General features: G+C 63.1%; 19 protein-coding genes. 9 read left to right on the top strand and 10 right to left on the bottom strand.

Going from position 1 to position 25304, the window contains the following annotated elements; translation table 11 throughout:
• Window position 1: 1 nt before the first annotated feature.
• Window positions 2-1942 carry a maltotransferase domain-containing protein gene (locus ACV1FX_RS27780; RefSeq protein WP_473120751.1) on the bottom strand — a complete coding sequence of 647 codons (1941 nt, stop codon included), beginning with the start codon at window positions 1940-1942 and terminating at the stop codon, window positions 2-4.
• A gap of 204 nt (window positions 1943-2146) precedes the next feature.
• Here ACV1FX_RS27780 and malQ point away from each other — a divergent pair, with 204 nt between their 5' ends.
• Both malQ and ACV1FX_RS27770 read left to right on the top strand, forming a co-directional pair.
• On the top strand, window positions 2147-4102 hold the full coding sequence (malQ, locus tag ACV1FX_RS27775; protein ID WP_473120750.1) for a 4-alpha-glucanotransferase: 1956 nt from the start codon (window positions 2147-2149) through the stop codon (window positions 4100-4102).
• A 33-nt stretch (window positions 4103-4135) separates the two neighbouring features.
• Window positions 4136-5941 carry a glycoside hydrolase family 15 protein gene (locus tag ACV1FX_RS27770; protein ID WP_473120749.1) on the top strand — a complete coding sequence of 602 codons (1806 nt, stop codon included), beginning with the start codon at window positions 4136-4138 and terminating at the stop codon, window positions 5939-5941.
• Between the two features lie 6 nt (window positions 5942-5947).
• On the opposite strand, the gene ACV1FX_RS27765 is transcribed toward ACV1FX_RS27770, so the two are convergent.
• From ACV1FX_RS27765 to ACV1FX_RS27740, 6 genes are read right to left on the bottom strand one after another with little or no spacing between them, the layout of a single operon-like run.
• Window positions 5948-6760 (bottom strand): HAD family hydrolase, encoded by an 813-nt coding sequence (locus ACV1FX_RS27765; RefSeq protein ID WP_473120748.1) that lies wholly within the window; start codon window positions 6758-6760, stop codon window positions 5948-5950.
• A complete protein-coding gene (locus tag ACV1FX_RS27760; protein ID WP_473120747.1) occupies window positions 6757-7299 on the bottom strand; it encodes a gluconokinase in 543 nt (180 codons plus the stop codon). Before ACV1FX_RS27760 ends, ACV1FX_RS27765 begins: the two co-directional genes overlap by 4 nt.
• Window positions 7286-8035 carry a 6-phosphogluconolactonase gene (gene pgl / locus ACV1FX_RS27755; RefSeq protein WP_473120746.1) on the bottom strand — a complete coding sequence of 250 codons (750 nt, stop codon included), beginning with the start codon at window positions 8033-8035 and terminating at the stop codon, window positions 7286-7288. The genes ACV1FX_RS27760 and pgl overlap by 14 nt, the downstream gene beginning before the upstream one ends.
• Window positions 8035-9549 carry a glucose-6-phosphate dehydrogenase gene (gene zwf, locus ACV1FX_RS27750; RefSeq protein ID WP_473120745.1) on the bottom strand — a complete coding sequence of 505 codons (1515 nt, stop codon included), beginning with the start codon at window positions 9547-9549 and terminating at the stop codon, window positions 8035-8037. The genes pgl and zwf overlap by 1 nt, the downstream gene beginning before the upstream one ends.
• Before the next feature lie 12 nt (window positions 9550-9561).
• Window positions 9562-10563, bottom strand: a complete 1002-nt coding sequence (gene gnd, locus ACV1FX_RS27745) for a phosphogluconate dehydrogenase (NAD(+)-dependent, decarboxylating) (RefSeq protein WP_473120744.1) — start codon at window positions 10561-10563, stop codon at window positions 9562-9564.
• Between the two features lie 14 nt (window positions 10564-10577).
• Entirely contained in the window at window positions 10578-13427 is a 2850-nt protein-coding gene (locus tag ACV1FX_RS27740) for a bifunctional transaldolase/phosoglucose isomerase (RefSeq protein WP_473120743.1), read from the bottom strand.
• A gap of 318 nt (window positions 13428-13745) precedes the next feature.
• Here ACV1FX_RS27740 and ACV1FX_RS27735 point away from each other — a divergent pair, with 318 nt between their 5' ends.
• The 4 genes from ACV1FX_RS27735 (at window position 13746) to ACV1FX_RS27720 (ending at window position 19451) form a co-directional block, all read left to right on the top strand.
• Window positions 13746-14372, top strand: a complete 627-nt coding sequence (locus ACV1FX_RS27735; protein WP_473120742.1) for an STM3941 family protein — start codon at window positions 13746-13748, stop codon at window positions 14370-14372.
• A gap of 303 nt (window positions 14373-14675) precedes the next feature.
• On the top strand, window positions 14676-16619 hold the full coding sequence (locus ACV1FX_RS27730; protein ID WP_473120741.1) for a PrkA family serine protein kinase: 1944 nt from the start codon (window positions 14676-14678) through the stop codon (window positions 16617-16619).
• Window positions 16620-16632: 13 nt separating this feature from the next.
• Window positions 16633-17910 (top strand): YeaH/YhbH family protein, encoded by a 1278-nt coding sequence (locus tag ACV1FX_RS27725; protein WP_473120740.1) that lies wholly within the window; start codon window positions 16633-16635, stop codon window positions 17908-17910.
• Entirely contained in the window at window positions 17907-19451 is a 1545-nt protein-coding gene (locus ACV1FX_RS27720; RefSeq protein ID WP_473120739.1) for a SpoVR family protein, read from the top strand. Before ACV1FX_RS27725 ends, ACV1FX_RS27720 begins: the two co-directional genes overlap by 4 nt.
• Before the next feature lie 219 nt (window positions 19452-19670).
• Here the strand turns inward: ACV1FX_RS27720 and ACV1FX_RS27715 are convergent, their stop codons facing one another.
• The gene (locus ACV1FX_RS27715) at window positions 19671-20120 is read right to left on the bottom strand and encodes a DsrE family protein (protein ID WP_473120738.1); all 450 of its coding nucleotides are present in this window, start codon (window positions 20118-20120) and stop codon (window positions 19671-19673) included.
• 27 nt (window positions 20121-20147) lie between these two features.
• A complete protein-coding gene (locus ACV1FX_RS27710; RefSeq protein ID WP_473120737.1) occupies window positions 20148-20747 on the bottom strand; it encodes a hypothetical protein in 600 nt (199 codons plus the stop codon).
• A gap of 199 nt (window positions 20748-20946) precedes the next feature.
• Between ACV1FX_RS27710 and ACV1FX_RS27705 the strand changes: the two genes are divergently transcribed.
• The 3 genes from ACV1FX_RS27705 to ACV1FX_RS27695 all read left to right on the top strand — a co-directional run bounded on the left by ACV1FX_RS27705 (window position 20947) and on the right by ACV1FX_RS27695 (window position 24189).
• Entirely contained in the window at window positions 20947-21927 is a 981-nt protein-coding gene (locus ACV1FX_RS27705; RefSeq protein WP_473120736.1) for an ABC transporter substrate-binding protein, read from the top strand.
• Between the two features lie 244 nt (window positions 21928-22171).
• On the top strand, window positions 22172-23728 hold the full coding sequence (locus ACV1FX_RS27700) for an SUMF1/EgtB/PvdO family nonheme iron enzyme (protein ID WP_473120735.1): 1557 nt from the start codon (window positions 22172-22174) through the stop codon (window positions 23726-23728).
• A 17-nt stretch (window positions 23729-23745) separates the two neighbouring features.
• On the top strand, window positions 23746-24189 hold the full coding sequence (locus ACV1FX_RS27695) for a DUF4399 domain-containing protein (protein WP_473120734.1): 444 nt from the start codon (window positions 23746-23748) through the stop codon (window positions 24187-24189).
• A 30-nt stretch (window positions 24190-24219) separates the two neighbouring features.
• Here ACV1FX_RS27695 and ACV1FX_RS27690 read toward each other — a convergent pair whose 3' ends face one another.
• Window positions 24220-25275: a 2-oxoacid:ferredoxin oxidoreductase subunit beta gene (locus ACV1FX_RS27690; protein ID WP_473120733.1), complete on the bottom strand. Its 1056-nt coding sequence runs from the start codon at window positions 25273-25275 to the stop codon at window positions 24220-24222.
• Between the last annotated feature and the right edge of the window lie 29 nt (window positions 25276-25304).

Below are 25304 nucleotides of genomic sequence, written 5' to 3'. Positions count from 1 at the left end.
CTCACGCCAGGCAGCGGAACAAGAGCGCCGGATCGCGATAGGGATCGATGCGCAGCCGGATTCCGCCCCATTCGATTGCGGACTGCTCGTCGGTGAGAAGGTTCTCAACGCGTGCGATGTAGCGACGTTCCCCGTTCACACCGATCGTGACGTCGTCGAGCGGCAGCCACACTTCCCGCACGTTGGGCGATAGCGCGACGGCGACGAGGACGGTGTTGGTTCCGTCGATCGACTCCTTGACGAAGGCGATCACATCGCCATCGTCGCTGCGGAGAAAGCGCAAATTCGATGTCTGTTGCAGTGCTTTGTTGTCGCGGCGGATGCGATTGAGTTCGGCGATGTAGGGCTTGATGTTGCCGGACTGGTCCCAGTCGCGGATCCTGATCTCGTATTTTTCGGAATCGAGGTATTCTTCGAGCCCGGGAACGGCCTGGTGCTCGAGCAACTCGAAGCCGCTATAGATGCCGTAACTGCCCGACAACGACGCCGCCAGCGCGGCGCGCGACTTGAACATCCAGGGCTTGCCGCTCTGGAGGTGATGCGGCAAGACGTCGGGCGTGTTGACGAACAGGTTGGGGCGATAGAAGTCGCGCTCAGGATAGCCGGTCATTTCAGCCAAATATTGCTCCAGCTCCCATTTTTGCGTTCGCCACGGAAAATAGCTGAACGACTGGGCGAAGCCGAGCCTGGCGAGCCCTTTCATCAGTTTCGGCCGGGCGTAGGTCTTGGAGAACAGGATCACCTCGGGATGGCGGCGGCGGATGTCGCGGATCAACCACTCCCAGAAGCTGAAGGGCGCGGTATCGTGATTGTCGATCGCGAAGATGGTCACACCATGGTCGATCCAGAACAGCATGACGTCGCGGAAGGCGTTCCACAATTCGCTCCGGGTCAGGCAGGAGAAATCGGGAGCGACGATGTCAGGGTAGTCCGCCGTCCGCATCGAGCCGTCCGGCCGCCATTTGAACCATTCCGGATGCTGCGTCAGCCAGGGATGATCCGGCGAACACTGAACCGCGAAATCGAGCGCGAGCTCGACACCGTATTCCAGGCAGGTCGCAACCAGCGCGCGGAAATCTTCAATGGTGCCGAGCTCCGGATGTAGTGCATCGTGACCACCCTCGGATGCGCCGATGGCGTAGGGGCAGCCGGGATCGCCTGCGGCTGCAACCGGCGAATTGTTGCGGCCCTTGCGATGGGTGCGGCCGATCGGATGAATCGGCGTGAAATAGAGCACGTCGAAACCCATTGCGGCGATATCGGGGACGCGTCCGATACAATCCCTGAGCGTGCCGTGCTGTCCGGCCACCGTGCCCTGGCTGCGCGGCATCATCTGGTACCAGGTACTGAAGCATGCTTTCTCGCGGTCGACGACCAGCGGGAATAGGGGCGAGCGGGTGAGATCGGGCCGCGACTGGCTGTCGGCCATGGCGTCCCTCAGCTCAGCCGCCATCAGCGGCGCAACCTCGCCGCTTTGCAGGAAATCCTCGCATTGCCGCAGGATGATGGCTGCGGCATCATCGTCCGCGCCATGGGCCTTGGTCAGCAGTGCCGCGCCTTCGATGGCATCGAGCGTGACGTCGGCTCCGGATCGCTGCCTGAGCGCGAGGCCGTGGCGCCAGGTCGCAAATTCGTCGGTCCAGGCTTCGATCGCGTAAACATATTGGCCCGGCTCCGGCGGGGTGAACGCGCCGGTCCAGCGGTCGTTGCCGTGATGGAGCATCGGTGTGCGCTGCCATTCCCGATCCTGTTCGCGGCGCCATAGCAGCGCGGCGCGGACTGCGTCATGGCCGTCGCGGTAGATGTCCGCCCAGACATCGACGCGCCCGCCCACGACGCGCTTGACGGGAAAGCGGCCGCCATCGACCAGCGGATAGACGTCTTCAATAAGGAAAGCGCCGCCGGCTGCGACACTCTCGACAGTTTGAATTGTCTTGTTCACGGGTGATGCCATTGACAAGAAAGTAGCGTCTCGTGTCCCCTGTCGGGAACCGACGCTTGGTACCTATATAGAAAGCCTCTTGTGTGTCATTAGTTCCCATCAGGAACGATAGCCGCTATCAGCGCGTTAACTTCGACTATCCTATTACTCCGTCTCACAAAAATGAATGTCGCCCCTGATGGTGGCCTGCAAACTGCGTGCCGAATGGATCATTTAGCTGAAGCCAGAATCAAGGGCGTCCAGTCCGAATTCGTCGACGCCTTGGGCAAGTTACGGGTCACCGCGCCCGATGCCCTCTCGTCGATCCTCAAGGCCTTGCCGGAAAAGCGCGCCTACCGCTTCGTCAGCGGTGCTGTCGTGGTCCGGACCGGCCGGCGACCACGCACCGACCTCACCGAGGCTGCCCAGCTTCCGCTGCGTTGGTCCGTCGCCAACGGCACCGTGCTGGTCGCGCAGGGCGAGGCGCGCGAGCGCGTCATTGTCTGGCCGGACAACCTGCCGTCGGGCTACCATCGGCTGAAGCTCGTCGATGCCTCGGGGGCGACAGAAGAGGCGCCGCTGATCGTGGCGCCCGAGCGCGCTTTCACCGGCGATTTCGACCGCGGCTGGCTGCTCGCGGTGCAGCTCTACGGCGTGCGCTCCGCGCGCAATTGGGGCATCGGGGATTTCACGGACCTTGCCGATCTCGTTGGGCTTGCCAACGAGCTTGGCGCCGATGGCGTCGGCCTCAATCCGCTGCACGTTCTGTTCGACGACCGGCCGTCTGATTGCAGCCCCTATTCGCCAAACAGCCGGCTATTCCTCAATCCGCTCTACATCGACGTCGAGAAGATTCCGGAGTTTTCGGCCGATCTGCTGCCGAAGGCGCGCGCCACCGCGGCATCCTTGCGCGAAGGCGACCGCGTCCGATATCGCGAGGCAGGGCCGCTGAAATGGCGCGGCCTGCGCGCCGCGTTCGATGCGTTCAAGGCCAAGGCCGGCCCCGGGCGCCGAGAAGCATTCGATGCCTTCCGCCTCGAGCGGGGTCCGCTGTTGTCGCGCTTTGCCTGTTTCGAGGTGTTGCGTCATCGCTTCACCGGACGACCGTGGTGGGAATGGCCGTCAGAGTGGCAGCGGCCGGACGAGACGAAATGCGCAGAACTGCGCGCAGGCCCCGATCACGACGAGGTCGAGTTCGTCGAGTTCGTGCAATGGACGGCCGACCGGCAGTTGGGTGCGGCCAAGGAGCTCGCAACCCGGCTCGGCATGAAGGTCGGGCTCTATCTCGATGTCGCCGTCGGCGTGCAGTCCGACGGGTTCGATGCCTGGAACGAGCAGGGTGCGATCTCCCGCCATCTCGCGGTCGGCGCGCCGCCCGATGTGCTGAACACGGTGGGCCAGGATTGGGGCCTCGCCGGCTTCAATGCCGGCGGACTGGAGGCACAGTCCTTCGTGCCGTTCGCTGACATGCTGGCCGCCTCGATGCGCCATGCCGGCGCGATCCGGCTCGATCACGTGCTCGGGCTGAAGCGGCTCTACCTCGTGCCGCGCGGCTTCAAGCCGGACAACGGCGCCTATGTGCAGATGCCGTTTGAAGCGCTGCTGGCGGCCGTTGCGCGTGAGAGCGCCGCTCACGAATGCATCGTGATCGGCGAGGACCTTGGCACCGTGCCGGAAGGTTTTCGCGAGACCATGCAGGATTGGGGCATCTGGTCCTATCTCGTGATGATGTTCGAGCGCGATGACGCCGGGCGCTTCCGCAACCTCGATCATTACAAGTCCAACGCGCTGGTCACGTTGAACACGCATGATCTCTGTACTTATGCCGGCTGGCGGTCCTTCAGCGATCTCAAGATGAAGCTCTCGCTCGGGCTCGATCCCGGCGAGAACGAGGAAGCGCGCTGGCATGCGCTCGGCATGCTCGACGACATCCTGCGCTTCAACTCCATCCAGGCCAACGATCTCTATTCGGTGCTGGCGTTTCTGTCCCGGACGCCCTCCCGCCTGCTCGCGGTGTCGCTCGAGGATCTCCTGGGCGTGGTCGATCAACCCAACATCCCCGGCACGATCGACGAGCACCCCAACTGGCGCCAGAGGCTGCCGGTCGCGCTGGACAGAATTGCGTCGAGCATCGATCGCGCTGCGCTGAAGGCGGCAACACGGGAGCGCTCGCACCGTTAGAGTTCACCACGACAATTCGGACGGCAGACGGAATTGTCACAGAAGATCGAAGACTATGCGCTGATTGGCGATTGCGAGACTGCGGCCCTCGTCGGCCGCGACGGCTCGATCGACTGGCTGTGCTGGCCTGCCTTCGATTCGGACGCCTGCTTTGCCGCGATCCTTGGCACCAGCAGGAATGGACGCTGGCAGATTGCGCCAAGCGAAGCCCTCACGGCCAGCTCCCGCCGCTATCTCGGCAACACGCTGATCCTCGAGACTCGTTTCGAGACGGACGGCGGCTCCGTCGCCTTGATCGACTTCATGCCGCCGCGCGGCAAGGCCTCCGACATCGTCCGGCTGGTGCGCGGCCTGAAAGGCCGCGTCAAGCTCAGGATGGAGCTCATCATCCGCTTCGGCTTCGGTGTCGATATCCCCTGGGTCAGGCGGACCGAGGATCGCTCCGCTGTGCTTGCGATCTGCGGGCAGGACATGACGGTGCTCCGCACCCCCGTCGAGACCCGCGGCGAGGACTTGACCACAATCGCCGAGTTCGAGGTGGCCGCAGGCGAGACCGTCCCTTTCGTGCTGACCTATGGGCCATCGCATCTTGCGCCTCCCGAGGCGATCGATCCCGAGCGCGCATTCGCGGAGACCGAAACGTTCTGGAAGGACTGGTGCAGCCACGCCAATCGCGACGATGAATACCACGATCTCATCATGCGCTCGCTGATCACGCTGAAGGCGCTGACCTTCGGTCCGACCGGCGGCATCGTCGCGGCCCCGACGACGTCGCTGCCGGAAAAGCTCGGCGGGATGCGCAACTGGGATTATCGCTATTGCTGGCTGCGCGATGCCACCTTCACGCTGCTGGCGTTGATGAACTCCGGCTACACCGAGGAAGCATCCACCTGGCACAGCTGGCTGTTGCGCGCGGCCGCTGGTTCACCGGCGAACATGCAGATCATGTACGGCATCTGGGGCCAGCGGAGGCTGCTCGAATGGGAAGCCGGGTGGCTCGACGGCTATGAGGGTGCAAAGCCGGTCCGTGTCGGCAACGCAGCGCACGCGCAATTGCAGCTCGACGTCTATGGCGAGTTGATCGACGCGTTCCATCAGTCGCGCATGGCGAAGCTGAAGCTTGACGACGAAAGCTGGGCGCTGGAATGCGCCGTGCTGAAACACCTCGCAGAGGTCTGGGATCAGCCCGACCATGGCATCTGGGAGCGCCGCGGCGAGCCTAAGCACTACGTCTTCTCGAAGGTGATGACGTGGGTCGCCTTCGACCGCGGTATCAAGAGCGCCGAGACCTTCGGCTTCAAGGCGCCGCTGCTGCACTGGCGTACCCTGCGCGACGCCATCCATCGCGATGTCTGTCGGAGCGGCTTCGATACCGAGGCGAATGCTTTCGTCGAATCCTATGGCTCGAAAGTTCTCGACGCCAGCGTGCTGCTATTGCCGGCGGTCGGCTTCCTTCCGGCAAAGGATGCGCGGGTGCGCGGCACCATCGTCGCAGTCGAACGGCACCTGATGCGTGACGGATTCGTATTACGGCATGATCCCCGCGAAGTGTCCGAGGAGACGCAGCCGATCGAGGGGGCATTCCTCGCCTGCAGCCTGTGGCTTGCGGACGCTCATGTGCTCGCCGGCGACCTCGACAAGGCGCAGGCACTGTTCGATCGCGTCGTCCGCATCGCCAACGACGTCGGGCTCCTGGCCGAGGAATACGACCCGGTGGCGCGACGCCAGACCGGCAATTTCCCGCAAGCGCTGACGCATATCGCGCTGATTAATACGGGCCATAATTTGTCGGCTGCCAGGACCCGCAGCGAGAAGCCGGCGGTGCAGCGGTCGCAATAAGCCGGCTTAACCGATCCCGTTCCGATTCAGGATCGTCTCCATGGCTTCGGCAAAACCGTCCTGCTCGTTGGTCGCGGTCACGTTCATCGCCTCCCGCTTGACGTTGTCGGTGGCATTGCCCATGGCAAATGAAAGACCGCTGACGCGGAACATCGCGAGGTCGTTCTGCATGTCGCCGATGGTGGCGATCGCGTCAGTCGAAATGCCGAGGCGCTTGGCCATCGCCTGCACGAAGGTGCCCTTGTCGAAACCGGGCGGCGTGATGTCGAGATAATAAGTTTGCGAGCGGACCGCGGTCGCCTCTTTGCCCAGAGCCTCCTGCATCACCTTTTCGCAACGCTCAAGGCCCGTCGCATCGGCGCTCGCGCCGACGATCTTGCAACCGCTCGCAAGATATGGCGAAAAATCCGCCACGACAGTCGGGTCGGACCGGATCGTGTGCTGCTCGTGCGCGACGTAAGCGCCCTTTGGATTGTCAATCAGCCATTTGTCGGCGGTGAAGACCCAGACGTCGGCGCCGAATTCCCGGAGGATCTGCAGGCAGCGCTCGGCTGCCGCTTTCGGGATCAGGTGCTGCTCGACCGGCTTCATTTGTGGATCGATGATCGAGGAGCCGTTGAACGGGCCGACAGGCAGGGTAATCGCAAGTGGCTCGATCAAAAACCGCATGCCGATCGCAGGACGGCTCGAAGTGATGGTGAAACCGATGCCGGCCTTGTGCAGCCGCTGCACTGCGGCCCTGGCGCGGTCGGTCAGCGTCTTGTCCTTGGTCAGCAGGGTGCCGTCGACGTCGGAGACCACGAGTGAGATGGGCGTCATGACATGGCCTTGTGCTTCTCGCTGCCGAATTTCAGCTGCCGCAGGACGCCGTCCACGATCGCCTCGACGGTCTCGTCGATCGAGACGGTGATCACATGTTCGCTCGCTTCGGGCGGCTCCAACGTTTTGAACTGGCTGGTCAAGAGCTCGGGCGGCATGAAGTGCCCCTTGCGATGGGCGAGCCGCTCGGCGATCAGCTCCTGGTTACCCCTCAGAAAGACGAAGCGGACGTCATCGCGTCCACGCAAGAGCACATCGCGATAAGTGTGCTTCAGCGCCGAGCAGGCGATGATGACGTGATCGCCAGCCTCGCAGACACGCGCGATCTCGTCGGCGATGGCGTTGAGCCAAGGCCAGCGGTCCTCGTCGGTGAGCGGCTGGCCGGCGCTCATTTTCGCGACATTGCTCGGCGGATGGAAGCTATCGCCGTCCTCAAAACGCCAGCCGAGCCGCTGGCCGAGCGCACTGGCAACCGTACTCTTGCCAGAACCCGAAACGCCCATCACGATCAATGCACAAGGTGCTTCAGCGCCCGCCACGAAAATCCTCCGGAAGCGCGGCTCCGTCGACCAGCCAGACGGTCTCACCATTCGAGCGCGCGCGTACGGCAGGCAGATTCTCGCCATTGAGGAGGCGCGTCAAGATCGGTCGCTTGCCAGCGCCTTCGATTTCAAACAGCATTTCGCGGCAGGAGGCAAGAGCCGGCAATGTCAGGGTGACCCGCGGCACGAAGGGCGCGACATTGGCCTTGGGCACGCCGACCACCCAGCGGTCGGTCTCGTCGATCGCGGGGAAGCCGGGAAAGAGCGACGCGGTGTGGCCGTCGGGACCTGCGCCCATCAGGACGAGGTCGAACAGCGGCTTTGACGAGTCGAGGCGATCGGCCCCGTAGAACGTTTGCAGCTCCCGCGCATAGACGGCCGCGCTCTCGTCGGGGCCGCCGGTCGCTGTCGGGATCGAATGGATGTGGGCGGGCGGCGCGTCACGGTCGAGAAACGCCGCGCGCGCAACGTTCATGTTGTTGAGGGGATCACTGTCCGGCACGAAGCGCTCGTCACCGATGAACCAGTGCACGCGCTGCCAGGGAATCCTGCTGCGATAGGCGTCGCTTCCGAGCAACTGGTAGAGCTGTTTCGGGCTCGATCCGCCGGTGAGGCAGATCGCGATGCGGTCGGGGCCAGCTGATATCCGCGCCATCACACGTTCGGCCGCGGCACGTGCGAGCGCTTCGGCATCGGCGACGACGATCAGCCGGGGCTGGTCAGTCGCGGCCATCAGGTCGGCTTCCGCCAGCTTCGCCCCTCGCGTCTCAACAGCTCGTCCGCGCAGGAGGGGCCTTCGCTTCCAGCGCGATACGTCTCGATGCCGTTGGTGCCGGCCTTTTTCCAGGCATCGAGGAACGGCTGCACGGCTTGCCACCCGGCTTCGACACCGTCGGCGCGCTGGAACAGGATGTTGTCACCGATCATGCAGTCGTAGATCAGGGTCTCGTAGCCCGTGCTTGGATCGGCCTTGAAATAGTCGCCGTAGCGGAACTTCATCTCGACGCCGTCGATCGTGACGCTCGGTCCCGGGATCTTGGCGTTGAACTGCAATTCGATGGTCTCGGTCGGCGCAATTCCGATCGTCAGGAAATTCTGCGACAGGCGGTCGACCGTCGTGCCGCTGAACATCGACAGTGGTGCCTGCTTGAACTTGATCGCGACCTCGGTCCGCTTGTGAGCCAGCGCCTTGCCGGTGCGCAGATAGAAGGGCACGCCGGCCCAGCGCCAGTTGTCGATCATCAGCTTGAGCGCGACAAAGGTCTCGGTGGTGCTGCCGGGCTTGACGTCTTCGGTCTTGCGATAGTCTGGAATATCCTCGTCCCCGATCCGGCCGCCGAGATATTGCGCGCGAACCGATCTCCTCAGTGCCTCCTCTTCGCTCGGCTCCTGGATTGCGGCGAGTACCTCGGCCTTTTCGGAGCGCACGGCATGAGCGTCGAAACGGGAGGGCGGCTCCATCGCGACCAGCGACATCAGCTGAAACAGGTGGTTCGGCACCATGTCGCGGAGCGCGCCGGTGGCGTCGTAGAAGCCGCCGCGATGGCCGACGCCGAGCCGTTCCTCCACGGTGATCTGGATGTGGTCGATGTGGTTGCGATTCCAGATCGGCTCGAACATGCCGTTGGCAAAGCGCAGCACCAGGATGTTCTGCACCGTCTCTTTGCCGAGGTAGTGATCGATCCGGTAGATCTGGTGCTCCTCCATGATCTTCAGGAGTTCGGCATTGAGCGCGCGCGCCGATGCGAGGTCGGTGCCGAAGGGCTTTTCGACCACGAGCCGCCGCCAGGCGCCGTTGTCTTCCTTCATCAGGCCGGTGCGGCCGAGCTCGCGTGCGGTCGGCGCAAACGCCGCCGGCGGCGTCGCAAGATAAAACAGCCGGTTGCCGCCGGTGCCGCGGGAGCATTCGAGCGCGTCCAGGTGCTCGCGCAGCGCGTCGAAGGATGGCGGATCTTTTGCGTCTGCCTCGACGAAGGTCACGCATTGCAGGAGTTGCTGGGCGACGACGTCGTCCACCGGACGGGTCGCGTGCTCCCGAAGCCCCTTCATCAGGCTGTCGCGCAGCTCGTCATCCGACATGCCCTTGCGGGCGACGCCGACGACGCAGAACTTCTCCGGCAACAGGTTCTCGGCGGCGAGATTATAGAGCGAGGGGATCACCAGGCGATGGGTCAGGTCTCCGGTGACGCCGAAGATGACGAAGGCGCAGTTCTCAGGTTTGCGTTGGGGCTGCGGGTCTTTCATCACGAACGGGCGCCTTCAGGCTTTGGGCTTGGATGCGCCCGGTTGTTTCGGCTCCTTGTGCCCCCCGAAGCCGGCGCGCATGGCCGAGAGGATCTTCTCCGCAAAGGTATGCTCCTTGCGCGAGCGGAAGCGGGCAAACAGCGCTGCCGTCAGCACTTCGGCGGGTACCGCCTCGTCGATGGCCGCATTCACGGTCCAGCGTCCTTCGCCGGAATCCTCCACGAACCCCGAATATTCCGCCAGCGCCGGGCTGTCGGCGAGTGCGGTCGAAGTGAGGTCGAGAAGCCAGGACGGGATCACGCTGCCGCGCCGCCAGACCTCGGCGATATCGGCGAGATCGAAGTCGAAGCGATGGTCCGCCGGCACGGTCTCGGTGTTGGCGTTCTTGAGGATGTCAAAACCCTCGGCATAGGCCTGCATCAGGCCATACTCGATGCCGTTGTGGATCATCTTGACGAAATGGCCGGCGCCGATCGGTCCGGCATGGATGTAGCCCTGCTCGATACGGGGATCGCGGCCCTCGCGTCCCGGCGTGCGCGGGATGTCGCCGGCGCCCGGCGCCAGCGCGCCGAAGATCGGGTCGAGCCGGTCGACGACCGCCTTGTCGCCGCCGATCATCATGCAATAGCCGCGGTCGAGTCCCCAGACGCCGCCGGAGGTGCCGACATCGACATAGTGGATGCCACGCTCCCTGAGCGCCTTGCCGCGGCGGACGTCGTCCTGCCAGAAGGTGTTGCCGCCGTCGATGATGACGTCGCCGGCTTGCATCAGTTTTGCGAGCGTCTCGATCGTCGTCTCGGTGATGCGCCCGGCGGGCAGCATCACCCAGGCGGTACGCGGCTTGTCGAGCTTGGCGACGAACTCTTCCAGCGTGGCGGCGCCTTGCGCGCCGTCCGCGGCAAGGCCGGCGACGGCCTTGGCGTCCTTGTCATAGACCACGGTCGAATGGCCATTCCGCATCAGCCGGCGAACAATGTTGCCGCCCATCCGGCCAAGGCCGATCATGCCGAGCTGCATTGAAATATCCTCTTTCAGTTCAACGCTTGCGACAGCGCGGCGTTCAGCGTCGCAAGGCTTTTCTTCAGCCCGCCCTTCAGGTGCACGCGGAGTGCGCGTCGTCCGCGCTCGGTGAGCACGTCGAAGTCGCCACGCGCCTGCGCCGCCTTGATGACGCCAAAGCTTGCTTTCTGGCCCGGCACCGGAAGGTCCTTGGCGTCGTCGATCGTGATTTGCAGGAACACGCCGCTGTCGGGCCCCCCCTTGTAGGCCTGTCCGGTCGAATGCAGGAAGCGCGGGCCGAACTCCGCGGCGGTGGCGACATGGCGCTTTTCGAGCACCTCCTTCCGCATCGCCTGCAAAGCCTCGATCGTGGTCTTGTCGCGCGCGATGTAGCCGAGCAGGGCGACATAGTGGCCTCGTCCCGAGCGGTCGAGATGCGCTCTTAGCCACGAGACGAGGTCGCCGTTGGCGCCGGCCGCACGGAGCGCTGCGGCGTTGGCGTCGTCGGTATAGAGATCGGCATCCGCGGTGCTGACGACAGGCTCTTCTGGCGGTAGCTTGCCGGTCTTTTCGAATGTGGCGGTGAGCTCGCGGGTCTTGATCTTGGCAGCTTCCACGTCGGGCTGGTCGAACGGGTTGATGCCGAGGATGGAACCTGCGACCGCCGTCGCCATCTCGAAGCGGAAGAACTCCTGGCCGAGATGCTCGACGGACTTCATGAGGATGCGCACGACAGGATGGCCGGCCTTCTCGAGCGCCGAGAGCATCCCGTCATGGACCGCGTCTGCTTCACCTTCGGTGCGGATGTCGATGAAGAAACGGTCGTTTTCATAGACTGAATGATCGACCAGCGGCTCGCCGTCGATCGGGATCAGGCCCTTGCCTTCCTTGCCGGTCGATTCGGCGATGAGCTGCTCGGCCCAGGCGCCGAAATCGGCGATCTTCTTCGAGGTGTAGATCGTCACCTTGTCGCGGCCTTCCAGGCCTGCAAGGCCCATCGCGAGGCCGAGTTGCACGCCGGGATTCTCATGTGGCGGCACGTCCGGTCCGCATGAGCGCACCATCGCCAGCGCGTGCCCGATGAAGCTCTTGACGTCTATGCCGGCGGTCGCGGCGGGCACGAGGCCGAACGGCGAGAGCACCGAATAGCGCCCGCCGATCGAGGGCTCGCCGTGGAAAGTGCGGGCATAGCTGAGCTTCTTGGCGGCCTTTTCCAGCGAGGAGCCGGGATCGGTGACCGCGATGAAGCGGTGGCCGGTTTTCACCGATGGCCCGACCACCTTGGCGACGCGATCGTAGAAATAATCCTTCATCGCGTTCGGCTCGGTGGTGCCGCCGGATTTGCTGGAGACGATGAAGACGGTATTGGCGAGATCGATCCTGTCTTCCATCGCCCGGACCTGGGCGGGATCGGTCGAGTCAAGCACATGCAGCTTGGGAAAGCCGGCCTTTCTCGGGAATGTCTCGGCTAGAACTTCCGGGCCGAGGCTCGATCCGCCCATCCCGAGCACGACTGCGTCGGAAAATTTCTGGCCCTTCACCCGGTTCGCATAGTCGGCGTAGTCGGCGACGTCGGCCTTTGCCGCGCTGTCGAGCCAGCCAAGCCATTTGTTCTCGTCCGTGCCGGTCCAGACCGACTTGTCGCGCTGCCAGAGCCTGCGGATCTTGGCCTCTCCGCGCCATTCTTCCGTGGTCTTGGTCACGGCCTTGCCGAGTCCGTCGCCGAGCGCAAGCTGCTGGCGGTTGATCGCCGTGCCGAGCACGGTCGAGCGCTTATGGGCGACCGCGCCATAGAGCTTGTCGGCGGCGTCGGCAAACAGCTTCACGCCATCCTTGACGAGCTCCCTGGTGATCTCGTCAAGGGAGATGCCGGAGCGCTCGAGCTCATCCAGGACGCGGGCGGCCTCCTCGATATTCTCCTCGAGGCTGTCGCGCAGCTTGCCGTGATCGCGAAACGCATCGAGCGTCGCCGGCGGCACAGTGTTGATGGTGTTCGGGCCGATCAACTCCTCGACATAGAGGACGTCGCTATAGTCCTTGTTCTTGGTGCCGGTGGAAGCCCACAGCATCCGCTGCGGCCTGGCGCCCTTGGCGGCGAGCTTGTCCCAGCGTGGCCCGGAGAACAGGCGCTTGTAGTCCTGGTAGGCGAGTTTTGCATTCGCGATGGCGACCTTGCCCTTGAGCGCCGCCAGGCGCTCCTTTTCGCTGGGGTCGTTGGCGCGGGCGATCTTGTCGTCGAGCTGCTTGTCGACCACGCTGTCGATCCGGCTCACGAAGAAGCTTGCGACACTTGCGACATGCGACGGATCGCCGCCGCCTGCCACGTATTTCTCGAGGCCGGCAAGATAGGCCTCGGCGACTTCCAGATAGACCTCCTTGGAGAACAAGAGGGTGATGTTGACGCTGATGCCTTCGCCGATGAGCTGCTCGATGGCCGGCAGGCCCTCCGGCGTCGCCGGCACCTTGATCATCAAGTTTTTGCGATCGACATCCTTCCAGAGCCGCCGGGCTTCCGCGACCGTCCCGCCGGTATCCATCGCCAGATAGGGCGACACCTCCAGGCTGACGAAGCCGTCCTGGCCCTTCAGATGGTCGTAGACGGGACGCAGCACGTCGGCGGCGTTCTGGATGTCCTCGACCGCGACCTGCTCGAAGAGGTCGGCGACCGTACGGTCGCCGCGCTTCAGCGCCTTGCCGATCGGGGCGTCATATTCGTCGGAGCTGCCGATCGCCTTCTCGAAGATCGACGGATTGGAGGTGACGCCCTTGACGCCGTCGGTCTCGATCAACCGCTTCAGGTCGCCCTTGGCGATGAAGCCGCGGGCCAGGAAGTCCAGCCAGACGGCTTGACCGTGCTTTTCCAGTTCTTTGACGGGATTCATGATCTCTCTTTTCTCCGAGCCGGTGGCGGGCGAGGGGTTCCAGCGTCGGTCCTGACGCGCTATGGTGTGTTAACATGACCTTCGGAGGGAACCAATCAAGGGTATGTACGTCATACTCTCAGCATAACTCTGTTGAGATCATAGCGATCCTGCCGATCGGTTGTTCTGTTGCGTGAAAGTCGTGGGCCGCAAACTTTTCGGCCCGGGTCTGTAGCGTAGGGTCAGCCTTCGCTGAATGGAGTTTCGTCTCGCGGGCTCATTTGCCCGTGTAGCAGGTTGCGTTAGTTCATTCATGAACTGCCATGCTGGGGGATAAGCATGCACGCAAATTCTGACGGCCTTGCGATGGCCGTCACGCCGCATCGACCGACCTTTCCTACCGATCTCGATGCGTCCGGCGATCTCGAAATCGGCCATAGCTTTTCTCGTCTCGGAGGGTTCATTGCGCTGGGGTTCGTCATGACCCTTCTCAGCGCCGCGCTGGCCTTCGAGTTGTGGGGCGGGCTCGGCGCTTATGAGCGGGCGGCGGGCTGCGCGGGTGTCCTGCTGTTCGGGCTCGTCACCTGCCGGCTGATCTGGATGTTGCCGGCCGAGCGAGGGCCGGTCGTCATCGTCAGCCGCTACGGCATCCGCGATTTGCGTATCGGCAATGAATTCCTGCTCTGGGACTCGATCGAAGACGTTTCGGTGCGCGAAAGCAGGGGATGCAAAACGGTTGTGCTGACGCCGACGCCGGCGCTGCGGCGGCAACTTCGCTGTGTCAGACGCACGATCTCGCCGCCGCGCGATACGGATTTCATCGTCATCGATCCGGCCGGGCTCGCGACGGACTTCGCGACGCTGCTGCGAGCCTGCCAGGCGTGTCACGACGCGAGCGAGCACCGCACCGCATTGCAACAGAAGGGTGCTCATGACGCTCAAAGCTTCGCCGTCAAAGCGTCATAAGTTTGCCGTCGGCGGACCGCTATGTTGCGCTGCCGGATGGATACATCCCCGGTAACGCCCGGATGTTGCGGCAAGGCGACATTTGCTGGAAATTAGCGAATACAGGTATAGATTCGCATAAATAACAGGCAGGTGCCTGTTCGTAACTCACCCGGTTGCCTACGTTGTGCGTTGCGCCGACACGGCGCTCGGGTGTCCAATGATCGTCATGTGCTCACGCTGATTCGAGACGGGCGCTACGGAACGGTCCGGTAACTCCTTTCGTTTCAGCTTGAGTAAGCGGAAATCACGCGGAGAGGGATCATGTACAACGATTCTTTGTTCAACGCTTTCGCTCGGTCGTTCGAGGCGAGAAGCCAGCACGACATGTCGATGGCGGAATATCTAGAATCGTGTCGAAGCGATCCGATGAAGTACGCGAATGCAGCCGAGCGACTACTAGCTGCGATCGGTGAACCCCAGACGATTGACACGGCCAAGGACCCACGCCTTGGCCGTATTTTTTTGAACCGTACGATCCGCACTTATCCGGCCTTCGCCGGTTTCTACGGCATGGAAGAAACGATCGAGCGCATCGTTGGTTTCTTCCGCCACGCTGCGCAAGGCCTCGAAGAACGCAAGCAGATCCTCTATCTGCTCGGCCCTGTCGGCGGCGGCAAATCATCGCTGGCCGAGCGGCTGAAGTCGCTTATGGAGCTGCACCCGATCTACGTGCTCAAGGCCGGGGACGAACTCTCGCCGGTGTTCGAGAGCCCGCTCAGCCTGTTCGATCCTGATCAGCTCGGGCCGATGCTGGAAGAGAAGTACGGCATTCCGCGCCGGCGTCTCACCGGTCTCATGAGCCCGTGGTGCTACAAGCGGCTCGAGGCCTTCGGCGGCGACATCTCGCAATTCCGCGTCGCCAAGATCCAGCCGTCGCGGCTGCGCCAGATTGCCATAGCCAAGACCGAGCCCGGTGACGAGAACAACCAGGACATCTCCTCGCTGGTCGGCAAGGTGGACATCCGCAAGCTCGAGACCTACGCGCAAAACGATCCCGACGCCTACAGCTATTCCGGCGGCCTCAACCGCGCCAATCAGGGCGTGCTCGAGTTCGTCGAGATGTTCAAGGCGCCGATCAAGATGCTGCACCCGCTGCTCACGGCGACGCAGGAGGGCAACTATATCGGAACCGAGAACATCGGCGCGATTCCCTTCACCGGCATCATCCTCGCGCACTCGAACGAGGCCGAGTGGGCGAGCTTTAAGTCAAACAAGAACAATGAAGCCTTCATCGACCGCATTTGCGTGATCAAGGTGCCGTATTGCCTCAGGGTCACGGAAGAGCAGAAGATCTACGAGAAGCTGATCCAGGGCTCCGAGCTCGCGTCGGCGCCGTGCGCGCCGTCGACGCTCGAGACGATGGCACGTTTCTCGGTGATGTCGCGCCTGCGCAGGCACGAGAACTCCACCCTGTTCGGCAAGATGCGGGTCTATGACGGCGAAAGCCTGAAGGAGTCCGATCCGAAGGCGCGCAGCGTCCAGGAGTACCGCGATGCCGCCGGTGTCGACGAGGGTATGGACGGCGTCTCCACGCGCTTCGCCTTCAAGATCCTGGCCGCGACCTTCAACCACGATCCGCAGGAAGTCGCTGCCGACGCCGTGCACCTGATGTACGCGCTGGAACAGGCGATCCGCCGCGAGCAGCTGCCCGAGGAAACCGAGAAGCGCTACCTGGAATTCATCAAGGCGGAACTCGCCCCGCGCTACGCCGAGTTCATTGGCAACGAGATTCAGAAAGCTTATCTCGAATCCTACACGGACTACGGCCAGAACCTTTTCGACCGCTACGTAGACTATGCAGATGCGTGGATCGAGGATCAGGATTTCAAGGATCCGGATACGGGTCAGTTGCTCGATCGCGAGCTGTTGAACCAGGAGTTGACCAAGATCGAAAAGCCGGCCGGTATTGCCAACCCGAAGGACTTCCGGAACGAGGTCGTCAAATTCTCGTTACGGGCCAGGGCCCAGAACAGTGGCAAGAATCCGAACTGGACCTCCTACGAGAAGATTCGCGACGTGATCGAAAAGCGGATATTCTCCCAGGTCGAGGATCTGCTTCCGGTGATCTCGTTCGGATCGAAGAAGGACGGCGAGACCGAGAAGAAGCACGGCGAGTTTGTCGCACGCATGGTGGAGCGCGGCTACACCGAGCGTCAGGTTCGGCGGCTTGTCGAATGGTACATGCGTGTGAAGCAGGCCGGTTGAGACGGATGAGAAAGTGGCCCACATCATTGACAGGCGCCTGAATCCGGGCGGCAAGAGTCTTGAGAACCGCCAGCGGTTCTTGCGTCGGGCCAAGTCCCTGGTGCAGGGCGCCGTCAAGAAGACCTCGCAGGAACGCGATATCAAGGACGTCCTGGAAGGGGGGGAGGTTACGATCCCCCTCGACGGGATGCACGAGCCGCGCTTCCGCCGCGAGGGCGGCACGCGCGACATGGTGCTACCCGGGAACAAGAAGTTCATCGAGGGCGACTATCTGCAGCGCTCGGGGCAGGGCGGTGCCAAGGACTCCGGTCCCGGCGAAGGCGACAGCGAGGATGCCTTCCGCTTCGTCCTCAGCCGCGACGAGTTCGTCGATCTTTTCCTCGACGATCTCGAGCTGCCCGATCTCGCCAAGCGCAAGATCGCCCAGACCGAAAGCGAGGGCATTCAGCGCGCCGGGTACACCACGTCCGGCTCGCCTGCGAACATCTCAGTCAGCCGGACCGTCAAGCTGGCGCTCGCCCGCCGCATCGCGCTGCGCCGGCCGCGTAAGGACGAGATGGACGAGCTGGAAGCCCGGATCGCCGAATGCACCGACGAGGACGAGCGCGCGGCGCTCGTCGCCGAGTTCGAGAAGCTGAAGGCGAAGTCCAAGCGCATCCCGTTCATCGATCCGCTCGACATTCGCTACCGCCGCTTCGAGACGGTGCCGAAGCCCGTGGCGCAGGCGGTGATGTTCTGCCTGATGGACGTCTCCGGCTCGATGTCCGAGCACATGAAGGATCTCGCCAAGCGGTTCTACATGCTGCTCTACGTCTTCCTGAAGCGTCGCTACAAGCACGTCGAGATCGTCTTCATCCGTCACACCGATCGCGCGGAGGAGGTGGACGAGCAGACCTTCTTCTATGGTCCGGCCTCAGGCGGCACGCTGGTGTCGAGCGCGCTCCAGGCGATGCATGAGATCGTGCGCGAGCGCTTCAATCCGTCGGACTGGAATATCTACGCGGCGCAGGCCTCCGATGGCGACAACTCCTATTCCGACGGCGAACTCGCCGGCATGCTGCTGACCGAGAAGATTCTGCCGGTCTGCCAGTTCTTCGCTTATCTCGAGGTCGGCGAGTCCGGCGGCAGCGCGTTCGACCTGTCCGACTCCTCGCTCTGGACGCTTTATGATCGCCTGCGCAACAGCGGCGCGCCGCTGTCGATGCGCAAGGTCAGCGAGCGCAGCGAAATCTTCCCCGTGTTCCACGACCTGTTCCAGCGCCGCGCAAATCAGGAGAAGGCCGCTCCATGACGGACAAGACCGGGCGATTGTTCGAAGGCGCGGACTGGGACTTCCACACCTTGCAGCGTATTCACGATGCCTGCGAGGATGTCGCGAAGAAGGAGCTCGGTCTCGACGTCTATCCGAACCAGATCGAGGTCATTACCGCCGAACAGATGCTGGACGCCTACTCCTCCGTCGGCATGCCGCTGTTCTACAAGCACTGGTCGTTCGGCAAGCACTTCGCCTTCCACGAGGCCTCGTACCGCAAGGGCCTGATGGGCCTTGCCTATGAGATCGTCATCAACTCCTCGCCCTGCATCTCCTATTTGATGGAGGAGAACACGGCGACGATGCAGACGCTGGTGATCGCGCATGCCGCCTTCGGTCACAATCACTTCTTCAAGAACAACTACCTGTTCAAGCAGTGGACCGACGCCGACGGCATTCTGGACTATCTCGATTTCGCCAAGAACTACGTCTCGCAATGCGAGGAGCGCTATGGCCGGGTCGAGGTCGAGCGCACGCTGGATGCCGCACATGCACTGATGTCGCACGGCATCGACCGCTATCCCGGGAAGAAGAAGCTCGATCTGCGCGTCGAGGAGAAGCGCGCCGGCCGCCGCCGCCAGCATGAGGAGGAGGTCTTCAACGACCTTTGGCGCACGGTGCCCAAGGGCGCGGCCAAGAGCCGGTCGGTGCTGAGCATCGAGCGGCGCCGCAAGCTGCTCGGCCTGCCGCAGGAAAACCTGCTCTATTTCCTGGAGAAGAGCGCGCCGCGGCTGGCGCCCTGGCAGCGTGAATTGCTGCGCATCGTCCGCCACATCGCGCAGTATTTCTATCCGCAGAGCCAGACCAAGGTGATGAACGAGGGGACGGCGACCTACGTCCATTATCGCATCATGTCGACCCTGCACAAGCAGGGCCGCATCACCGACGGCAACTTCCTCGAATTCCTCCAGTCACACACCAACGTGGTGTTCCAGCCAGAGTTCGACGATCCGCGTTTCTCCGGCTTCAATCCTTACGCGCTCGGATTTGCGATGATGCAGGATATCGAGCGGATCGCGACGCATCCCGAGGCCGAGGATCGTGAGTGGTTTCCGGACATTGCCGGCAAGGGCGATGCCATGGGCGTGCTGCGCGACGTCTGGGCGAACTACCGCGATGAGAGCTTCATCGGGCAGTTCCTCAGTCCCCGGCTGATGCGGCATCTGCGCATGTTCCATCTCCACGACGATCCGGAGGAGCGCGCCGGCATCCGGGTCGACGCCATCCACGACGAGCGCGGCTTCCGCCGTGTCCGCCGTGAGCTCGCGCGGCAGCACGATGTCGGCTTCATCGACGCCAATATCGAGGTGGTCGACGTCGACCTCGCCGGCGACCGCCGGCTGATCCTGCATCACCACGTCATCAAGGGCTCGCAGCTCAACGAGACCGATGCCAAGCGCGTGCTCCAGCATCTGGCCGATCTCTGGACCTACGACGTGTCGCTGATCGAGGTGGATGCCAACGACAAAGTCTTGCGGGAGTACGTGGTCAGTCCGCGGCCGATCCCCGCGGCGGCTTGAGCTACTCTTGAGGATGCTCTCACCCTCTCCCCTTGCGGGAGAGGGTGGCTTCGCGAAGCGAAGCCGGGTGAGGGGTCTCTCTCCGCGAGTTCGTCTTTCGCATCTGAAGTCGCGGAGAGAGACCCCTCATCCGGCGCTTCGCGCCACCTTCTCCCGCAAGGGGAGAAGGAAGAAAAGTCGCTCGCATTGACGTGCGCAATAGCGCGTTTGGTACGGGACCTACGGCCTCAGGTACAGATACCCCTGCGATTGCAGCTCCGCGAGGTGGACCACGCCGCCTTTTTCCGCGCTGACGAAGCCGGGCAGGAGATCCTTCAGCGTGATGTTCTGCGCCTTCATGGTATTGCCGCAGGCAGCAAGCTCCACGCCATCCCCCGAGAGATCGGCGACGCGCTTGCTGACGTCGGGATTGGCTTGCGCGGAGTGAAACGCCTTGAGCGCCGGCCCGTGGATGACGAGTGCGATGGTCACGTGCTCCGGACCGCCGACGCCGTCGATATGGTTCTGGATGTTGCCGAGCACGAAGTTGACCTTCTCGGCATCGCTCAAATGATAGGCGACCTTCAGTCTGTCCGCTGCCACCGGTTCGGTCGCAGCCTTCGCCCGCGACGTGGCGAAGGCCGCGCCCAAAGCCGATGCTGCGCTCCACAAGATATTACGTCGGTTCATGACGTTCTCCGAGTTCGGGCGAACCTATCATTTGTGGCGGAGCGCGGCGAGTTCCTTGCGGTCGGTCACGAGCGAAGCGCACTCGCTCGTGTCGGCGCGGTCGAGCCGAAAAATCTTGTCGTCGGCGCCGGCCACCAGCGACTCCTCGGCGTCGTCGTCGAGCTTGTTGTTCTGCCAGACCTTGACGCGCTCGAGCCGCACGACCGCCGATTTGTCGTCCTTCGACAGCGCGATTCCGATGCCGCCGCCGTCGCAATCGACGCCGCAGCCGAAGCGGACCTCGTCGCCATTGTCCTGAAACAACGCGTGACCGCAGGAGCCGGAGGAATCGAACTCGCCGGAGCGATGCCGGTATCGGAAGCCAAGGCGGAAGGCGTAGTGCAGCTCCTTGTCCTCGTTTTCGTATTCGGCCGAAACCAGCAGCTTCATGGAGGCGACCTTCTGCTTGGGATGGTGAGCCAGATGGTCGGCATCGTAGCGGCGGATGAAGCAGGCATAGGCCTTGTGGCCCGGCGCGCCCGCAAACATGCGCGCGTCAAAAGCGTCGGACTGGGCCTTGGTGGCCTCCTGAGCATGACCGGCGCCGGCGAGAGCGGTGAGGGTGAGGGCGGCGAAGAGAAGTTTCATGTGGTTCCGAACGCTTCGAACCGGTGAGGTATCCGGCCGGCGGCCGGTGTTTGGCGGTTAGTCGCTACGCGGGCGGGATGCGTTCACCTGGCCGCGATGACCCGGCGCGTCTGGCGTGCCCGGATTTACCTATCCCCTGGATGGCCGAATGCTGATACACGCGCGTGATGCTGTCGACTCCTGCCAATCCAGGCCGCGCATGATCCGGCGTAGCTTCATCCGCGCAATCGGGCTCGTGGCGGCTGCGCCATGGCTTGCGGCGAGCGCCCAGCCCGTGCCGCGCAAGCTCGTCGGCATGGTCTCCTCGTTCAGCGAGCAGCAATTGCTGCCGCTCCGCGCCGCGCTCCTGGAGCGGCTGCGCGAACTCGGCTGGCGCGACGGTGATAATCTGGAGTTCGACCTGCGGCTGGCTAAACCGATGTCATCCTCCCTGTCGGAGGCGTCGGCTTCGTTGGTGCAGCGGAAGCCGGACCTGCTGATTGCGCAGGGAAGTCCGACGCTCGAGGCAATGCGCAAGTATTCCGGCGCGATACCCGTCGTATTCCTGTTGGTGGCCGATCCCGCCGAGCTCGGCGTGGTGGCGTCCTTGTCACATCCCGGAGGAAGCCTCACCGGCTTCACGAATTTCGAGCTCGCGGTCGGGGGCAAATGGGTCGACCTGCTCAAGGCCGTCGACACGACCATCGAACGGATCGTCCTGATCGCCAATCCCGACAACAACACTAGCGCGCCGTTCGCTCGCCAGATCGAAAGCGACGGACGTGAAACCGGCGTGAACGTGCAGACGATCGACGTCCGCGATGCCGGCGAGATCGAGCGCGCCATTCGCAGCGCCGCTGGTTTGCCCAGGGCCGGGCTGATGACGCTCCCCGACTCCCTGCCGATCCTGCATCAGGATCTGATCGTCAGCCTGACCAACGAGCTGCGCATTCCCAGCATCCATCCGTTCCGCAGCTTTCCGGCAAGCGGCGCGCTGATGTCGTACGGGCTCGATTTCCCGGAGCTGTTCCGCGAGGTCGCCTCCTACGTGGACAGGATTCTTCGCGGAACGAAGCCGGCCGATCTTCCCGTGCAGGCGCCGACCAAATTCGAGCTCGTCATCAACTTGAGAACGGCAAAGCTGATGGGGATCGAGGTGCCGCCGGCGGTGCTTGCCAGCGCCGATGAAGCGATCGAGTGAGCGAACGCTCGCTTGGCGCGACGGCGTTCTGCTGCGAGCTTTAGTCGCTCTCGATATCAAAAAAGTTCAAAGCGACCTGCGGCATTTTCGATTGGAACCCGATGCCGATGCTTCGCGAAAAACGTTGACCCGGCCGCACTTTACTTGTTCCTCGCGCGCGATGTGATAGCCTGCACCTTGCACGTCGTGCATTTCAAGTGCTGAACGTGCAAGCCACCATTTGCAAGTTTGTGGAGCCCCAGCATTGGGCGAGATTCGCAACTTCAAATCGGGGAATCAGGGTGAGCCGCCCCCGCATAGCGGGATGCCTCGCCGCCTCGCCGCTATTATCGTCGGCGACATCGCATCCTACAGTCGCTTGATGCAGGCCGATGAGGAAGGCACGCATGTCCGCGTCAAGCGGATCGAACGCGATCTCATTCAGCCCAGCATCGTCGAGCACCATGGGAGTCTGGTGAAGACGACGGGTGACGGTTTTATCGCCATTTTCGACAGCCCGGTCGAGGCTGTCAGATGCAGTATCGTCATCCAGCAGAACCTCGTCGGCCGCAACGCCTCGCTTCCGAAGCATTCGCGGATCGAATATCGCATTGGCGTCAATCTCGGCGACGTCATCGTGGAGTCGGACGACATCTACGGCGACGGCGTCAACATTGCGACGCGCATCGAAGGGATTGCCGAACCTGGTCAGGTCTTCATCTCGGGCGCGATCTATGAGCAGATCAAGCACAAGGTGGTGTGCGGCTACGAGTCTCTCGGGGACCGCAAGGTCAAGAACATCACCGATCCCGTGCGCGTCTATCGCGTGCTGCCCGATGCCGACGCCGTCGGCAGGACGCGAGGTCGGCGCGAGAACATCCTGCTGTTTCTCCTCGGCCTGACGTTGCTCGTGATCGCGAGCGGCGTGCTTTGGTATCTGCTCGCACAGCCAGGCCGGCTCAATCGACAGGCTGCAGCACCCCCGGCCGTGACACCCACGGCAGCCCCGACGCCGCAATCCGTACATCCCGAATCCGGTTCGACGGCGCCGGCGCCGCAGGTCGCCCCTGCGGCCTCTCCGTCGCCCACGGCAATGCCGTCGCCCGTCGCTTCGCCTTCACCGGCCTCGCTGCCGACCGCGGCGTCGATCCAGGAGCCGGAAATGGTCGCGATCCGTGCCGGCAATTTTGCGATGGGCAGCAACGAAGACGCGACGGAAAGGCCGGTCCACCAGGTTGCGATCAAGCCGTTTGCGATCGGCAAATATCCCGTGACGGTTCGTGAATGGAACGAATGTGCGGCGGCGAAGGCCTGCCAATTCACAGCGACCGGAAAGGACGACGCCCCCGTCACGAACGTCAGCTGGACCGACGCGCAGCAATATGCCGGCTGGCTCGCGCAGGCGACAAAGAAGCCGTACCGGCTTCCGAGCGAAGCTGAATGGGAATATGCCGCCCGCGGAGGAACCCAGACGAGATACTGGTGGGGCGACAAGCCGCAGCCAGGCATGGCGGCTTGCAAGGATTGCGGAGACCTCTCGGCCGACCAGCCGGTCAAGGTCGGCAGTTTCAAGCCCAATCCCTTTGGGCTTTACGACATGGGCGGCGGCATCGATCAGTGGGTCGCCGATTGCTGGCACAAGAACTACCAGGGCGCCCCGGCCGACGGCTCGGCCTGGGTCGGCGGTGACTGCACGTCGCATGTTCTGCGCTCGGGGTCCTGGAAGAACGATGCGCGCTATGTGCGACCGGCCAATCGCGACAGTTACGACACCAATGTCCGTTATCCGACACATGGCTTCCGGGTAGCGCTCAGTCCGTAGGCGCTGGAGGAGATGCGATGAAGTTCGTTTGCCTGGCGCTTGCAGCGGCGTTCGCACTGTCTTCTGGCGCGGCCTATTCGCAAGGCAAGCCGGCGCCGAAGGACGCGAAGGTCTATTTCATCACGCCGCACGACGGCCAAAAGATCAGGAGCGGATTCTGGGTCCGGTTCGGCTTGCGAAACATGGGCGTGACGCATGCCGGCGACGAGTACCAGAACAGCGGCCACCATCATCTGCTGATCGATGTCAGCGACCCGATCGATCCCAAGGAGCCGATTCCGCAGGATAAGTCGCATCTGCATTTTGGCGCGGGGCAGACCGAGACTTTTCTCGAACTCTCCCCCGGCTCCCACACGCTGCAGCTGGTGCTGGGTGATGCGAAGCACTATCCGTTCGATCCGCCTGTCGTATCGGACAAGATCACCATACGCGTCAGGCAGCCCGCCACGGCAGGGCGGTAGAAGATCAGGCGCGCCCAATCTCATCGCGCTTTAGCGCAGGCTGGCGTTGATCTTGTCCAGCACGGTCGAGCCCGGGCAGAGATCGCCCGCCTCCAGCCCGTTCAGTGGCGTCTCGACCGTGTTGAGATGCTGGTGCAAATCTTCCGCATCCGGATCGACATAGAGCAGGCCGGTGACGATCTGCCCCTTGGCCGAGTGTTTCTGAAGGAAGGTCATCGCCCCTAATCGGTCATGCGGATCGTAGTCGGCATCGATCTTGCGCAGCGCGATCTTGCTGCCGTCATGCTGCTCGACGACCTGCACGGAGCCGGGCGCGTAGTCGACGCTGATCGGGTCGCGGCCGACCAGTACATCGAGCCGGTTCACGGCGTCATTGTGCTCACGGACATAGTCGAAGCTCTTGGTCGAGCCGGCGTGGTTGTTGAAGGCGATGCAGGGACTGATCACGTCGATGAATGACGCCCCCTTGTGGCGGATCGCTGCGGCGATAAGGGGGACAAGTTGCGTCTTGTCGCCGGAGAAGCTGCGCGCGACGAAGGTGGCCCCCAATTGCAGCGCGATCGCGACGAGGTCGATCGCATTGTCGGTGTTGGTGACGCCCTTCTTGGATTTCGAGCCGCGATCGGCGGTCGCCGAGAACTGGCCCTTGGTCAGGCCATAGACGCCGTTGTTTTCGACGATATAGGTCATGTTGACGCCGCGCCGGATCGAATGCGCGAACTGGCCGAATCCGATCGAGGCGGAATCGCCGTCGCCGGAGACGCCGAGATAGATCAGGTCGCGATTGGCGAGGTTGGCGCCGGTCAGCACGGAGGGCATGCGGCCGTGTACGGAGTTGAAGCCGTGCGAATTGCCGAGGAAATAGTCCGGCGTCTTGGACGAGCAGCCGATGCCGGAAATCTTCGCCACCCGGTGCGGTTCGATCGAGAGTTCGTAGCAGGCTTCGATGATCGAGGCCGTGATCGAGTCATGACCGCAGCCGGCGCACAGCGTCGAGATCTTGCCCTCGTAGTCGCGATGCGTGTAGCCGAGCTCGTTTTTCTTCAGGCCCGGGTGATGAAATTTCGGCTTGGCAATGTAGGTCATCAGAGCACCTGTGATCCCAGCCTCGTCAC

The organism is Bradyrhizobium ingae (assembly GCF_055791185.1).
This window is presented reverse-complemented; position numbering and strand designations above follow the sequence as displayed.